At 43.9% G+C, this 15,501-nt stretch carries 10 protein-coding genes; 3 read left to right on the forward strand and 7 right to left on the reverse strand.

Annotated elements, in window-relative coordinates:
• Positions 1 to 21 precede the first annotated feature (21 nt).
• Both GVO62_RS15290 and putA read right to left on the reverse strand, forming a co-directional pair.
• Positions 22 to 2,583 (reverse strand): TonB-dependent receptor plug domain-containing protein, encoded by a 2,562-nt coding sequence (locus GVO62_RS15290; protein WP_159119972.1) that lies wholly within the window; start codon positions 2,581 to 2,583, stop codon positions 22 to 24.
• Positions 2,584 to 2,635: 52 nt separating this feature from the next.
• Positions 2,636 to 6,142: a bifunctional proline dehydrogenase/L-glutamate gamma-semialdehyde dehydrogenase PutA gene (gene putA, locus GVO62_RS15295; protein ID WP_159119973.1), complete on the reverse strand. Its 3,507-nt coding sequence runs from the start codon at positions 6,140 to 6,142 to the stop codon at positions 2,636 to 2,638.
• A 152-nt stretch (positions 6,143 to 6,294) separates the two neighbouring features.
• Between putA and GVO62_RS15300 the strand changes: the two genes are divergently transcribed.
• From GVO62_RS15300 to GVO62_RS15310, 3 genes are all read left to right on the forward strand, one after another.
• Positions 6,295 to 6,741, forward strand: a complete 447-nt coding sequence (locus tag GVO62_RS15300) for an Lrp/AsnC family transcriptional regulator (RefSeq protein WP_236547194.1) — start codon at positions 6,295 to 6,297, stop codon at positions 6,739 to 6,741.
• Positions 6,742 to 6,844: 103 nt separating this feature from the next.
• Entirely contained in the window at positions 6,845 to 8,317 is a 1,473-nt protein-coding gene (locus GVO62_RS15305; protein WP_159119974.1) for a flavin-containing monooxygenase, read from the forward strand.
• 30 nt (positions 8,318 to 8,347) lie between these two features.
• Entirely contained in the window at positions 8,348 to 9,256 is a 909-nt protein-coding gene (locus tag GVO62_RS15310) for an alpha/beta fold hydrolase (RefSeq protein ID WP_159119975.1), read from the forward strand.
• A gap of 471 nt (positions 9,257 to 9,727) precedes the next feature.
• Here GVO62_RS15310 and GVO62_RS15315 read toward each other — a convergent pair whose 3' ends face one another.
• Genes GVO62_RS15315 through GVO62_RS15335 form a run of 5 tightly spaced genes read right to left on the reverse strand, consistent with a single transcriptional unit; the run spans position 9,728 to position 15,400 of the window.
• Complete coding sequence (locus GVO62_RS15315; RefSeq protein ID WP_159119976.1) at positions 9,728 to 10,072, reverse strand: hypothetical protein; 345 nt, start codon at positions 10,070 to 10,072, stop codon at positions 9,728 to 9,730.
• Positions 10,053 to 11,774, reverse strand: coding sequence for a helix-turn-helix domain-containing protein (locus GVO62_RS15320; protein ID WP_159119977.1), 1,722 nt, complete (start codon positions 11,772 to 11,774; stop codon positions 10,053 to 10,055). Before GVO62_RS15320 ends, GVO62_RS15315 begins: the two co-directional genes overlap by 20 nt.
• Positions 11,764 to 12,687, reverse strand: coding sequence for an ATP-binding protein (locus GVO62_RS15325; protein WP_159119978.1), 924 nt, complete (start codon positions 12,685 to 12,687; stop codon positions 11,764 to 11,766). The genes GVO62_RS15320 and GVO62_RS15325 overlap by 11 nt, the downstream gene beginning before the upstream one ends.
• Positions 12,684 to 14,714 (reverse strand): DDE-type integrase/transposase/recombinase, encoded by a 2,031-nt coding sequence (locus GVO62_RS15330; protein ID WP_159119979.1) that lies wholly within the window; start codon positions 14,712 to 14,714, stop codon positions 12,684 to 12,686. Before GVO62_RS15330 ends, GVO62_RS15325 begins: the two co-directional genes overlap by 4 nt.
• 20 nt (positions 14,715 to 14,734) lie before the next feature.
• Positions 14,735 to 15,400: a TnsA endonuclease N-terminal domain-containing protein gene (locus tag GVO62_RS15335; RefSeq protein WP_159119980.1), complete on the reverse strand. Its 666-nt coding sequence runs from the start codon at positions 15,398 to 15,400 to the stop codon at positions 14,735 to 14,737.
• Positions 15,401 to 15,501: the final 101 nt, after the last annotated feature.

Raw genomic sequence — 15,501 nt, forward strand, 5'->3', positions numbered from 1 at the left:
CCCTATGCTATATAGGTATGATTAGAAGTTTGCCGATAGTCTTAAGTAGTAACTACCACCACCAAGTCCAGCAGGGTGGTTAAGGGGATATATAGCACCTAGGAAGCCGCCATCTCTACCCGTAAAACCTGCGGTTTCCCATTCGTCAGGGAACTCGTCAAACAGGTTTTTGGCACCTATTGCAACAGACATATTCTCATTGATGTCGTAGGCTAATTCAGCATCGACAATAAACATACTGGGTGTGACCACCGGCAGCGTTTCATCATTGAAGAGTGACTCATAAACTTCACCGTAGTAATTAACGCGAATCAGTGCGTTAAATGGTTCGAAGCTATGATCAACCGTAAATGTTGTGCGATAGTCAGGCAAGGCGTCTTCTACTTCACGTGCCCTTGCATCTGATACGGTTTCACCGCGATTCGTTACTTTGGTATCGGTGTAATTCAATGCCAATGTGAATTTTGTAGATGAGTTGTCCCAGTTGATAGGGTAGTTTGCAACTACATCTACACCTGAGGTTTCTGTATCGAAGTCATTAACAAAGAAAGAGATTTGGCTTACAGTAGCCGCCTCAGCTACGCCACCTGCGACTAACTGGTCGCGTTGTTCTGGTGTAAGTTCGCGAGTAACTTGTGCAATTCGATCGTCAATTTTTATATTGAAATAATCAACGGTCAACGATAGGTCACCTAAAGATGTGGTAAAACCTAAACTCACGTTGCGAGCGTCTTCAGGCCCTAACTGACCTCCACCAAATAGAGCCGCAAATGGACTTGTAGTCGAAACGACTAATAGCTCTTCTAACTGTCCATTATTAAAGTTAGTTGCTGCTCTTTGTAAGTTAGACTGTCCAACACTAGGGGCCCTGAATCCGGTGCTTACTGCCCCACGTATTGCGAAGTCATCATTAACCATATAACGAGCGGTTAACTTTCCATTCGTCGTAGTACCAAAATCACTGTAGTCTTCGTATCTAATGGCGAGGCCAAGTAGCAAGTCATCGGTAACATCCGCTTCAAAATCTACGTATGCACTTGAACTATTTCTAGAAAAATCTCCAGAGATGCTTGGATTGAAGCCTTGGAAGCCGTTAGAGCCTACTGAAAAGCCTTGTGAAACGAATTCACCCGCCGTATAAGAAGCCTCGTCTCCGGGAGTTATTTCAAACGATTCATCATGATACTGAAGACCGAAAGCGACGTTTAAATCTGATGCGAATGCAGCAACTTCAACAACCTTTGAGAAATCTGCGTTGAAAACGGTTTCATTCTCAATTTGCGCGCCTAAGTAGAACTCAGTAGGAGAGGCAGAACCTAATGATGCGTTAACGGTATTGTAAATTTCATAAGACAAATTATTTTCGCCGTTAACAACACTCACGTCGTAGGTTAAGCCGTTATCTAACTCGCCCTTGAGCCCTAGAGCAATGCTGTAATCTTCCACATTTCCGCCAAAGCGAGGCGTAAATCCACCCGGGAACCATGAAAAGAATGAAAAGCAGTTATCGCCAGCACCATTTACAAAGTTCTGTGCATCGTCAAAGCTGGTCGTTGGAAGAGGTCCTGTAGGACAGCCTTCACCGGTAGAGTCGGCAAAAAGTGCGTCTGAACCGCTAGCGAAAACGCCTTGTCTGTTAGTTGGATTACGGTAGAAAAAGCTACCATCGACGTCACGAGTCGCGTAGTTTGCAAAGCCATAAGCTTGCACGTATTCATTGATGTCATAGCCGCTATTTACAAAAAATTTGTAATCGTCAGAGACTTCGGGGGCACCCCAGACAACCACCGGGTTTTGAATAGGAAAACCTGCAGCATCTAACGCAGTTGCGCCGCTATTGGTCCCTTCACCATCCTGAACGCCTCGGCTAGTTGGGCCTGAATCTTTTGCTTGAAATGATGCGACCAAGAAACCATCGTCACCCAAATGGAACCCATAAGCACCTGAAACCTCAAACGTTTCACCATCGTTATAATATGACTTACCATATTGAGCGGTAATCATTCTTGTTTCAGGATCATCTTGAAGTGCATAGTTTATTACGCCTGCGATTGCATCAGAACCATATTGCGCAGCCGCACCATCTCTCAAGATTTCTACGCGTTTTAGTGCCGCACCGAACAATGGCGTTACGTCTACGCCTTGCGCTCCGCGGTTAACACCAGAAACAAATTCGCCTACTACGGCGCCGCGATGACGACGCTTACCATTCACTAACACAAGGGTTTGGTCTGCTGCAAGTGAGCGAAGGTTTACTGGGCGCACCATACTTGCTGCGTCAGATATGGGTTCTCTGCTTGCGTTTAAGGAGGGGACAACAGCTGTTAATGCGTCAATAGCATTAGTGCTGCCCTGACGCATTAATTCTTGAGAATCCACAATGTCGATTGGACTTGGCGTTTCCATCGCCGAGCGTGCTTGCGCTCTCCTTGAACCCAATACGGCTATTTGTTCATAGTCAGCTGCGTCATCTGCTGCCTCTTCGGTTTGCGCGTATGCCTGTGCAGAAAGGTAAGCTGTCGAAGATAACGCTATAGCAATCGACAGCGGTAAGAACTTTCTTTTGTTGAAGTTATAGTTCATTTTATTTCCTCTACTTGTTGTTTATCATTTTCTTAATTGTTTTAGTTTTGGGTTAGCAGGCAATCGCTAGTAGCGATGCGTTCCCTCCTGCTGCAGTTGTGTTAATACAGACGTGTCGCTCAAAAGTACAGCATTTTTGTACCTCTTCTGGCGAGGTTGTGAGTGATAGTATTGCTCCTTCTCGTAGTGACAATGCTATTCTTATTTCTCTTAATCGATTTTTTTCACAGTGGATAACTACCCCGTAGAAGCCACTCAATTTAGTTAAATCGTTTGCTGAAAGGGTGCCATCGATAGCATTGGCCCCTTTTGCGCCTTTACAGATAATGAGAGGTATCGCCCCAGCTTGTTTAACCGCTTGAGACTGACGAACCGCTTCATCGAAATGTTCTCCAAGACACAAAATAACGCCCTTACCGAATTCTCTAAGTACATTCAATTCGCCTGTAGGTCCTGGCATAGTGGTTTCATTAAGTATGTGACGATTGTGAGTTTGGCCGAGGCTGTTAATCTTGTTTTGGACGACGTCAAAGGCTAGTGTTTCTTTATCAATGTCGTGAGACGCCAAATTCAGCATGGTAGATTCAGACTTAATGAATTTACTTAGGTAATGTGGTCCACCTGCTTTTGGTCCTGTACCGGAGAGGTTCTCTCCGCCGAAAGGTTGTGAGCCAACGATGGCACCAACCTGATCACGGTTCACGTAGATATTGCCAACGTTTAGGCTTGATACGAGTTTTTCTACGCGAGAATCGATTCTGCTATGAATGCCAAACGTTAAGCCGTAACCACTTGCGTTTACACGCTCTACTATTTGACCAATGTGCTTTGCTTTAAACTTTGCAACATGTAAGACAGGGCCAAAAATCTCGGTCTCAAGTGCATCAATTCCCGATGTTTCTATAACAGTAGGTGGAATAAAGTAACCATGATTTGGCACTTCACCTTCAAATGACACAACAATATTGTCTGCGTTATCGTTTATATAAGTACTTATGGTGTTTAGCGCTTGTTCGTTAATTACAGGCCCAATATCCGTGTCTATATGCCACGGGTCAGCGACCTTTAATTCATTAATTGCACCGCTCAGCATTGATATAAAGCTTGCGTAAATATCTTCCTGAATATAGAGCATGCGTAACGCTGAGCAGCGTTGGCCAGCAGATTGAAACGCAGAGCGCACCACGTCTTTTACTGCTTGCTCTAAAAGCGCGGTAGAGTCTACGATCATGCAATTAAGACCGCCCGTCTCGGCAATTAACGGCGCGTCAGGGGCGCAATGTTCAGCCATATTGCGGTTGATGCGTTGCGCGGTGAGCGTTGAGCCTGTGAAACATACACCGTCGATTTTCGGAGAAGCTGTTAACGTATTTCCAACCGTAGCTCCTTCTCCTGGAACCAGCTGAAATACGTCACGTGGTACGCCCGCTTTATATAGTAGCTTTGAGGCAAACCAAGCGGAAATCGTTGTCGTTTCCGCGGGTTTTGCTACAACAGCATTTCCACTCGCCAGAGCGGCGGCAACTTGGCCGATAAAGATCGCTAGCGGAAAGTTCCATGGAGAAACACAAGCAAAAATACCACATGGTTTCGATGCTTTTTGGTTTATCGCTTCCGCCGCATAGTAGCGTAAGAAGTCTACTGCTTCGCGAATTTCAGCGACCGCATCAAACGCATTTTTTCCCGCCTCGCGACAGAGTATGGCAAAAATTTCTCCGCTGTTTTGTTCGAGTAAGTCCGCGGCTCGATTAAGAATTGCACCCCTGGAGCGTACACCTTGTTCCTTCCAAATACGGGCACTATCGATGGCTCTAAGCACGTCAGACTCATCTGCAAAGACAACTGAACCAATAGCGTCATTATGGTTAGCAGGGTTTACGACTTCAAATGATGGCTTGTGAGAAACGTCATGCTTTACCAGTGGGGTAGCCTGCCATTGCGTATTCGAAAAGTGGTATCGCAATTCATTAAATGCATCTTGGTCTATGGGCTGAAAGAGATCGAATCCTTTAGAGTTTTTGCGATGTTCACCAAAAATGGCCTCAGGCATAGCAATAACCGATGTTTTGGGGACTTGAACTTGCGTAAGCGGATATTGTGTAACCTGTGATACTGGCACCGATTTATCGACAATTTGATTGACGAAAGATGAATTTGCGCCATTTTCCAGTAGTCGACGGACTAGGTATGCAAGCAGATCTCTGTGTTTACCTACTGGTGCATAGATTCGGCATTTTATACGCTCTTTTGATACAAGGTAGCGGTAAAGACTTTCTCCCATACCATGAAGACGTTGAAACTCAAAACCATTGTTATCATCTGTCATTTGTAAAATGGCGGCGACAGTACATGCATTATGTGTTGCAAACTGTGGGTAAATTACATGTCGCATATCTAAAAGTTTTTTAGCACAGTATAAATATGATGTGTCGGTTGCCGCTTTAGATGTGTAAACCGGGAAGTTTTTAACACCATTTACTTGCGCTTTCTTTATCTCCGCATCCCAATAAGCACCCTTAACAAGTCTTACTGTTATTTTGCGAGCCAATCGCGTTGAAAGTTCAAATAGCCAATCTAAAACGTGTGGGGCTGCTTTATTATAGGCTTGAACCACAACACCGAAGCCGTCCCACCCTTCTAAGCTAACATCACTTAATACGTCTTGAATAACCTCAAGCGACAGATCAAGTCGATCAGATTCTTCAGCGTCTATGTTTAGCCCTAAATTACCAGATTTGGCAAGTTGAGCGAGCTCCAGCACCTTTGGTGTAAGTTCTTCTAATACCCGTTCTTTGTTTATAGATTCATAACGGGGGTGAAGGGCTGAAAGCTTTATTGATATGCCCGCGTTTTGATGTATGTCGCCACTTCTAGACAGCGTGAGTAGGTGTTCAATCGCTTTTTTGTATTCAGCAAAATAGCGCTCAGCGTCGTGTTGCGTCAACGCAGCTTCACCCAACATATCATAAGAATAACCAAAGCCAGCTTTAACATTCGCTTGCCCGCGCTTCACTGCTGATGAAATAGATTCGCCTAGTACAAACTGATGCCCAAGCTCTTTCATTGCCATTTTTACGGCAACACGAATAGTAGGCGCACCAAGGCGCTTAACAAGTGGCTTAACTTTTTTAGTTATGCGTTTCTGCTCGTTCTTGCTGAGTACTTTGCCAGTTAGCATTAATCCCCATGTTGCCGCGTTAACTAAAGACGAACTAGACTGGCCTAGATGCTTATCCCATTCGGAAGAGGCTATCTTATCTTCGATTAATTCCTCGGCAGTAAAACCATCTGGCACTCGCAGTAATGCTTCAGCCAAACACATAAGAGCGATACCTTCATCCGTTGAAAGACCATACTTTGATAGGAACGTCTCCATTAAGCTTGGCTTCACATCATCGCGAAGGTGATGAACAAGCTTTTGCGCATATTCTTTTGTCAGCGCTTCATGGGCAATAGGCAGAGATAGCTGGTCGAGGAGCTTCTTAATCACAACAGATTCATCTTCTCTAATTGCGTTGTTGATATCGGTTCTCGAATGTAGTTTGCATACGTCAAGCATACAGTTAGGTCTCGTTAAAATGATTAAAGTCTGAGCATGATTCTACGCTTTGAGGTGTGGTTTTATTTCCTTTAATTAATCGATTAAGTGTGGTTTATTAGCTTTTTTATTGCTATTTTTAGTGTGTTTGGTTCGTAAAATGGGGTGTTTTAGTGAATTTGGATGCTTATGATAAAAAGATCATCAAGGAGTTATCTTCTGACGGCCGAATGTCCGTAAGTGAATTAGCAGATCGGATAGGGCTTTCAAAAACACCGTGTCAGAATCGACTAAAGCGACTTATAGAAAACGAATACATATTAGGTTTTAAAGCGATTGTTAATCATGCAAAGCTGGATATGGAAATGGTAGCGTTCACAGAAGTCACTATGTCAGATACAAAAGAGTCAGCGCTTGCAGCTTTCAATACAGCAGTCAGCAAAATACCTGAGATAGAGCAGTGTCATTTAATAGCGGGAACATTCGATTACCTCCTTAAAATACGAACTAGAAACATGAATCAATACCGTAAGATATTAGCGGAAACTGTTTCTGTTCTTCCGTTCATAGAGTCGACGTCAACGTATGTTTCTATGCAACCTATCAAGGAGCAAGGGTAAATAAATTTGGCATAGTCCTTAAGAAAGCGTTCAAGCATTGACGGAAGAACAACGGCAACATAGATTAACGTCATATCTTTTTTGATGACCATTAGAGACAAGCATGCAAAACACAGTGCCATTTTTAGATGTATTGATTGTTGGCGCGGGAATCTCCGGAATTGGCTGTGCTTATCACATACAAAAGAAATGTCCTGACTTGTCCTATTCGATTATTGAGGCACGAGGCGATCTCGGTGGCACTTGGGATTTATTTAAGTACCCGGGAATACGGTCAGATTCCGATTTATTTACCTTTGGTTACGACTTCAAACCGTGGAAAGAGAAAAAAGCAATTGCAGATGGTCGCTCAATAAAAGCTTATATAGAAGAGACGGCAGTAGAAAGCGGAATTAAAAAGCACATACGCTTTTTAACCCGTGTGGTTGATATAAATTGGCAAACTGACAAACAGTATTGGCTGGTAACGCTTGAGTCAGAACAAAGCGGGCAAAGTGAACAAGTAGCTGCAAGATGGATCTTCAATGCGTCAGGTTACTATCGTTATGACAAAGGTTACACGCCAGATTTTTCAGGGCAATCCCGTTTCAAAGGTCAGATTGTTCATCCTCAGCATTGGCCCGAAGATCTGGAGTACGAAAATAAACGAGTAGTTGTAATAGGAAGCGGTGCAACTGCGGTAACACTGGTGCCGGCAATTGCAAAAATAGCCTCACACGTGACGATGCTTCAAAGAACGCCGTCTTACGTATTGCCTGTGCCTGTAGAAGATCCTATCGCAAAGTATTTACGCGCGTTGTTTAACGACGATATCGCATTTAATGCAGCCAGACGGTTTAACATTGCGAAACAGCGCTGGGTATACGCATTTTGTCAGCGCTTCCCGAAACGAGCGCGAAAAATCATTCGTAGCCTAAACATTAAAATGCTGCCGGAGGGTTATCCCGTCGATAAGCACTTCAACCCGCCTTATAATCCTTGGGAGCAGAGACTTTGCGCTGTTCCAGGCGGAGACTTGTTCGAATCCATCTCTGAAGGGAAGGCCTCGGTTGCTACCGATACTATCGATACGTTTACCGAAACGGGTATTCAACTTGAGTCAGGCGAACATTTAGATGCAGATATTATTGTTACCGCCACAGGGCTGAACCTTTTACCGTTAGGGGGGCTTATCCCCAAGATAGATGGCGACCCCGTATCCCTTCCAACATGCGTTACGTACAAAGGCATGTTGCTTAGTGGTGTCCCTAACTTTGCTATTGCAGTGGGGTACACAGCGTCTTCTTGGACATTAAAAATAGGGCTTTTGTGCGAGCATTTTACACGGTTACTGAATCACATGAAGCATCACGGCTTCGTTCAGTGTACGCCTGTGGCAGAACCAGATATGGAGACACAGCCGCTGCTAAACTTCGGTGCAGGATATATTCAGCGTTCATTAGATAAGTTACCCCGGCAAGGCATGCATTTTCCCTGGTCGATGTCGTTCAATTATGCAGAAGATGTGAAGATTTTTCGCAAAGGTCGAGTTGATGATCCTGCGCTGAAATTTGAAAAAAGAAAAGAGCAAGACTGATAATTTTGTCGAAATTTCAAGAGAATAAATATGAGCTTAGCGCAGCATAATGAACAGTATATAACGCTTAAATACGGCGACAAATTTTGCTACGCAGAGCACGGAGCGGACAATAACGACACCTTAATTTTAATAGCTGGGCTAGGTTTACAACTAGTGTATTGGCCCAAGGCTCTTATTGAGCGGTTAGTTGAAAGTGGTTTACACGTAATTTGCTTTGATAACCGTGATGCAGGCCGCTCTGTTCGCTGCAATACTCCTCACCCCAGTTTATTGCAGCAGTTGCGGGGTAAAGCTCCCAAAGGTGCTTATGGTTTAGATAAAATGGCAGAGGACACCGTGCAGCTCATGTCAGCATTAAATGTTGAAAAAGCGCATATCGTAGGCATGTCGATGGGTGGAATGATAGCCCAAACGCTGGCTAGCGAATATCCTAAAAATGTTAAGTCTTTAACCTCGATTTTTTCTACAACAGGTAATAGACGGGTAGGGCAGCCCTCTTATTCAACACTATGGCGAATGGCCAGAGCAAAAGCGCCGATGAATGAAAGCGAGGCCATTAAAAACTATCACGCTATGATGACCCATATTGGCGATGGTGTGGCAGAAGATGCTATTAATCAGTGGCATCAATACGCGCGACTAGCATGGCAAAGAAATGGCGCAAAAAGTGATGCAAAAGCCATGTTTAGACAAATTGGGGCTATTATGAAGTCCGGCGACCGCACCACATCGCTTCAGAGGATCACCGCCCCTACGTTAGTGATACATGGTGATGTGGATCGCATGGTTCACCCAAGTGGCGGGGCCGCTACAGCCAAAGCAATATCAGGGGCAAAACATCAGGTTCTGCGCGGGTTACGCCACCAGATTGATACCCTTCAGTCTCATCGGATAGCCGACAGTATTCTCGCCCACATTCATCTAAACACTAAATAAGATGACCGCTTTTAAAGTAGTTTGGCCATATCAAGGAGTCTGAACTACTTTTTCTAATTTATAAATCCGATTTCACGTATCAATAATATGTCGTTTCCAGTCCAAAGCTGGAATGCGGCTTCTTGTGTTCACGGAAAGTTGATGGCGAGTTTCTAATAGCCCTCTTCAAAAGTTTCTAGAAAAAGACTGGAACGAAGTCATTTCTCCAGAACTGAAGTGGAATGAAGATATATCACTTAAAACCAGCTCAGCACTACGCGCACGGGATGTGAGAACAGGCGTCGCTATCCTTCAATATATATCGATGGCGGCTTGTATGCAAAGTAGATTTTTTTGAGGTGGTCAACAAAATTCAGCAATTTTTGCTGAATTGTCTCAGCGGGAGATAGGCGATCTTAAGTTCGAGTTGAACAAAATTTGATTAGTGAAAAGTGGCTGTTGCTTTAAGTATCATATTTTGAATTGTCAATTTTATCCCGGTGAAGTTTGATGATACGGATTCATCATTATTAGTTGATTTTCTTCACAGCATAAAAAATTCATCGAAACTGGATTTTTTCCATCGGCCTGCTGCATCCCTTCTATAAGCTCAATGACGCCGCTTAAGTACTTTTGAAATGCACTGGCTTGTTTTTCATCTTCTGTGCCAGTGCTCCATGTGAATACAATGGTTAAGTAGCCCGTCGCTTTATTTTCGGTCATCATAAACCTTTCATATGCAACTTCTCCCAGCGTAGTCATCCAATCCAACAGCGACTGCTGAGATTTTTGACATGCAGTCGTCGCTATAAGGTATTTAGTTATACCGGTGCCCATTGCCATCTCCTGAAAAATTGTTAAACAATAATCGAACGTTTTTAGACAAGTCGACCCGAGGTGTTGCAAAGTGCGCGAATCTTTTCGGGACATGTTGCATGCAACAGGGCGACAAGTCTGATTTTTTGAAAACGACAAAATCGGTTTTGGTTGGGTTCATGTATGCAGAAAGTATGGGTTTTACATTGCAACATGATGCAATCTTCTGCGCTATGTTTCGTGACCGACTAAATGTGGCTTTCCGGTTGACTAAGAGGTATTCATCAACAAACTTGCGAATCGAGTCGGCGTCTATCACTTCAGGGTTATTTGGTTTTACGCACAAGAGGCCTTGCTTGACTAAGTCGTTCACAATTTGAATGTTTGTCCGCAATATCTTGGCGGCTTTTGCTTTTGGACAATCTTGCAAGTCATCCCACGCTTTCTTCAGCAATGCTTTAAGACTTTCCGAAGAAACTTGAAGGCTGTTAATGTAGTGAACGGTTGAGTTGACACGAACCACCGATTTCACATCACCGGTCAGTGCTTTGTTGACCAGAGTCTCAGGCGTAAAGTCATAGAGCTCGTAAATGACATTTGGGATATCAGTTACATTGATATAGTCGTTGTTCTGGGGCGAGCCATCAATGTTACGTCCCGATAGTAACTGCTTTAATTCTCTAATATCGAATAATTGCTTGTCCGGTTGCTGACAAACATGAACCCCTTTTAGCGTGCCTGATTTCAGAAGCTCAGTAATTGTCTTCGGGGACACCCCTAATAGTTCAGCTGCCATTACGCCAGATATCAGGAAGCTAAACTCTTCAGGTTGTTGGCAATATTTATAACGTAATTGCTCGGTAATCACCTCTTTTGGGATGGGCGACATATGATAATCCATTAATAAAGTCTCCGGACTACCTTTATCGTCTTCAAAATTACGTTTTGGCCAGCAAGATTGTTTGATGACCGATTGCAAAGATGTCATCTCAATGTTCAATGCAGTCTGTCCGAGCACTGCCACGTCACGGCGATGTTTCACAACGAGATTTTGCCATAGGTCAAATAAATTAGTACTTCCGCCAAGATAGAACGCATCTTCCAATAGCGTGCTGATTTGTGACGGGGCAAGCTTGTTCCATCTGATAGACGTTGTGATAAAGTCGAAGGGTCTGACCATTCGTTCTGCCAGCGCTTTTAACGCGGACGTGAACGCTATTTTTTCCGCATCGCTGCCAAGGTTGTCGAGATAATATTCGTACTTTGGCATCGCTGCTGTCAGTGGCATAGATGTACAACACGCATTGCATTTCATGGCGTCAGTCCAACTCCTGTTTGCGTACATATGGGAGCAGCTTACCGTCAGAGGTGTACTATGTTTATTGCACATTGTTGATTCCACCGCTTGCCAATTAAAGTGGTGAAGTCCCCCTTCTTTGAGACAATATTTGCACACTTTCAAAGACTGAGAATGGGCATTTTTGTCATACACCGAGGCGTAATGCACACCTTTGAGCAGCCCACTAATCTCCATGTCGAGAGCAATGGTTTTATTTGAAAGCAATAAATCAACGGTTTCCTGCGAAAACGCATACCATTTTTTAGGTGTAATGATACCTAGGCTGGAAAGCAATCGAGCCGGGGATGTAAAGCCATAAAAATCCGCAATCGCCGCGCATACGCCCCAAGGAGTCGTCTGCGAGGAGGTTTGATTAGAGCTCATAGTTCACCCCCATATCTTTTTTCAACACGCTAAGCTGACGGCGGAAGGGGTTTACGACTTGTTTCTTTCCTGCGCTTGATGAGGGCACCCAACTGGCCTGAAAGTCATCTTTGATAAGCTTATCACGGTTGGCACGGCGGGCATGTTGGCATGCTTTCACCAGAGTGCGTGTTATGCCGCGTAAATCTCCATTTGTCGCATGTTGTATGGGTAGCACTATCGAAGCATGAGACAAATCAGTGCCAGCAATTTTATGAACGCTCTGTAGAGTAGTAAGGTAGCTAGCCAGTGTCGAGTAACTTTCAGGCGTACTGACCGACATTAACGATTTGTGAATAACGCGGTTACAGCGCGACTTAAATTGTTCGTTGGCATCGAGTATTTCAGTCACGCGCGGTGTTCCAGCAAATACCATGAATACATCGTAGTCATCGAGTAATTCTTTAAGATAATCAGCTTGTTGTCTAACCGATTTTTCACCTAGTTTTTCGACCACTTGTTGGAATTCATCAAATACAATCAGTTTAATGTTCTTATTTTTAATTTGCTGTGAAATACGGTGACGCATTTCATCTTCGGTTCCTCGGATCCTGCCGGGTTCGCCAAAAGCAGAAAGGATTTTACGCAGTAAATCCAAAGGTTTCATGTTCGAGGGCGAACGAACATAAACTCCTTTGTTTGGAACTTCTGAAGACTGATACATTGCATTGAACCGCTCTACGACTTTTTCAAGCAGCACCGTTTTGCCTGTTCCTGAGTCCCCAGAAATAACAGCACAAGCACCCCACTGTGTAATAATCGTATCTTCCGCATCATTAAGAATGTTCGTAATGTCATCGACTAGGGTGCCTGTACTTACCGTGCGATGTGGTAATTCTTTGATGGCATTGAGCATTGGACTGATGTTGCTCATAGTTCTTCTCCTACTTCAATGGAGACAGTAGTGTGGGTGGATTTTGACACTGTTTCAGTCACATTCTCTGTGGTTTGAGATGCCCAATCTTGAATTGCCTTATCTAGCTGCTCTTTAGCATCGAGGGCATCCGTATCGATGACTTGTGTATTATCAAACGTGCTAGGATTGCTCTTCGTCGATTGATCGGAATTAGTGGTATCCTCTGTGGTTGTAGATTTTTTAGATATGTTTTTAACACCTCCAGCGAATGTGTAGCGCACTTTACCTTTCCTCTCGAGATGGCTGTTTACGCCCTCACGAGCAGCATTTAACGAGGAGCGAAGCGACGTTAAAGGTTGATATGAGGTATCACGGCGTTCGGCGATAATGAATGATTTGCCGAGTGCTTTTTGATGTGCGGCCTTGGTGACCGGGATAACAACAGAAGAGGCCCCAATTCTGCTATATTGAACGGTGACCTTTCTAACACCTTTCAACCACAGACTCTTGAGCGCGTCGTCTCGATAAATCTCATTTTCAATTTTGACGTAACCCAGCTCATAGAGCGTTCGCTCAGATACCTGTATACCCCGGTAACTATCCATATCGTTACTGATATTTGGCAATGGAGGCACAAACTTATTTGCAATTTGTTCATTCCAAACATCATTTGGGCTGCGATAATTCAGACCCGCGTGCCCAGACTCGTGGTAATAATCTGTTATGAATTCTTCAAATTTTTCTCTAAATTCAGAAACGGTGAGTGTCGCGTGATTCTTAAGTGTGTCATCAGAATTAAGGTGACGTGTACTTCTAAAGATTTTTGAGCCCAGATAGCCGGGAAGTTCAGACAAAAACTCGATGCGCAAGGTAAGGAAAAAACGCTCAATAAACGGTTTTGCCCATGGTTCATGTGAGCGCACTGTTACTGGATGCGCCCCCAAATCAAATGCGGTTCTTTTAAATAAATTACTGGTGATAGAGGTGCTCGCGTCGTGCATAATCTTGGTCATAAGACCAAACATCGGCCAGTTTGGATTCTCCTTTTCGTAAACCGCATTTTTAATGCATTCAACTGCCAAATCTGCGGATTCGCTGGCTTTTTCGCCTACGTCTAAAGAGTAGCCGACTACCGCTCGCGTAAAAGTGTCGATAGCAACCATAACTACGGCGCTCCCCAGAAACGTTTTGCCATCGTCGTCAAGCAAGCCAATGGCGACATAAATAGCATCCATCTCTACCCGCTCCAGTGGATAATTGCCAACAAGCTCGCCTTTTAGCTTTCTTCGTAATCGCTTCTGTTCTTGCTTACTTAGCTGTTTCTGGGCCGCCATGAGGGGCTCTAGAGTGTCAAAACGGTTGTAGATAGTGGCTTTCGAGGGAACGACGCTGTATTTACTTGGGTCGCATGCCTTTAATTCTCTCAGGCGGGCAATAATAATATCAGCAACTTTGTTTTTTGAGTTTTCTTTCTCGTCTTTGCGAACGAGGTATTTTTCTACAATACATTCTAGAATGACGAGTTCTACGGCCTCCGGCAGTCGACTCTGGCCCTTATCACTCGCGCCACCCCAATTAACGAGAGAGCGAGGGTCTTGTTCAGAATGCACAAACGCTGATATTTTCGCTTGGCAGGTGCTTCGTCCGTAGGGGCTGAAGCCATAAGAATTCCAATTGAATAATTCTATTGATTCGTCTACTAAATCATTGGCCTGTAGTCTGGTCCCGCCACAACGTTCAATATGGAAATAATTGAAATCAAGCCACATCTGTTGTTGCTGAAGTTGCTTGTCCGTCAAACTCATGGAGGTATGGCGATGAGAGCGGGGGTCTAGAAAACAGGCCTGCTCGTTAAAAATCATCCGCTTAAGTTCTGAAGCGCTAAAAATAGGTGCATTTCGTGTATTTTTTGGCTTTCCTGTTTCTTGGTCGTACGGCTTACAGAACAGCTCTGTATCAGTCTTGCCGGGGTGTACGGCTTGAATGATGTAGTATTCATCACCCACTCTAAAAGGGGTGTCAGTTTTAAACATGTTGGCTTGCATAGTCAGTTTTCCTCACATTGTTAATGGATATTGCGGGTCAGTCGGGTGCATGAGCGCAGTGGCTGATTAAGGTCAAATTGATAGAGCTGCTTGTAAAGCAGGTAGTAAAGAACACAGGGATCGATTTGCAGCGCTTTGAGGGCCGTCGTGGCTTCCCCCAAGGTCGTGCAGCTTGGTATACATGAGAGCGCATCGTCAATCAGTGGTGAATTACTGGTAATGTTTCCCACCGATTTGTAGATGATTTCTAGGTTTCTAAGAGCCTGTTCCGACTTGAGGTTTTCTTCTGTGACGACCTCAAATTCGTAGCCCAGTCTTTTAAAGACGCGACGAATTCTTTTGTATTTATTACGCGTCGTTTTGTCTTTCATTGCAGAGCTGTGTTTTACCTCCTTAAACTTTTCTTGTAGCCCGTTATCAGAGCACTGTACTAAACCGATATCAGGTGTATAGAAGCGCTTTTTGCCTTCAAAATAGTAAGAGATTGATAATGGCTGGCTTTCTATCGTGACAATACTTGGGTCGAACTCATATTGATTAAAAAAGGCGTTTTCAAGGTAAGATTCAAAGAAAAGCCAATTTTCACCAAACTTTCCTTTTCGTGTTTTAAAAAGTCCGCTGATGTTGAACTTGCTGTATCTTCCAAGCATACGTCGCATATGCTCTTTACGGTAAATGTCTTTCATGTTTTGCTCCAAAATTATCGATCACGAAGATCAGTTTAGATCTAATTTCCGGATCTAGATCTAACATTTTGGAATCGATTGTCTAGAAATAAAGTGATTAT

This window comes from Alteromonas sp. KUL150 (assembly GCF_009811475.1).
Taxonomy (GTDB): Bacteria; Pseudomonadota; Gammaproteobacteria; order Enterobacterales; family Alteromonadaceae; genus Alteromonas; species Alteromonas gracilis.

Excerpts from the sequence above, each read along its gene's own strand:
- GVO62_RS15290 (WP_159119972.1), bottom strand. The coding sequence starts at position 2,583 with ATGAACTATAACTTCAACAAAAGAAAGTTCTTACCGCTGTCGATTGCT.
- putA (WP_159119973.1), bottom strand. The coding sequence starts at position 6,142 with ATGCTTGACGTATGCAAACTACATTCGAGAACCGATATCAACAACGCA.
- GVO62_RS15305 (WP_159119974.1), top strand. The coding sequence starts at position 6,845 with ATGCAAAACACAGTGCCATTTTTAGATGTATTGATTGTTGGCGCGGGA.
- GVO62_RS15310 (WP_159119975.1), top strand. The coding sequence starts at position 8,348 with ATGAGCTTAGCGCAGCATAATGAACAGTATATAACGCTTAAATACGGC.
- GVO62_RS15315 (WP_159119976.1), bottom strand. The coding sequence starts at position 10,072 with ATGGGCACCGGTATAACTAAATACCTTATAGCGACGACTGCATGTCAA.
- GVO62_RS15320 (WP_159119977.1), bottom strand. The coding sequence starts at position 11,774 with ATGAGCTCTAATCAAACCTCCTCGCAGACGACTCCTTGGGGCGTATGC.
- GVO62_RS15325 (WP_159119978.1), bottom strand. The coding sequence starts at position 12,687 with ATGAGCAACATCAGTCCAATGCTCAATGCCATCAAAGAATTACCACAT.
- GVO62_RS15330 (WP_159119979.1), bottom strand. The coding sequence starts at position 14,714 with ATGCAAGCCAACATGTTTAAAACTGACACCCCTTTTAGAGTGGGTGAT.
- GVO62_RS15335 (WP_159119980.1), bottom strand. The coding sequence starts at position 15,400 with ATGAAAGACATTTACCGTAAAGAGCATATGCGACGTATGCTTGGAAGA.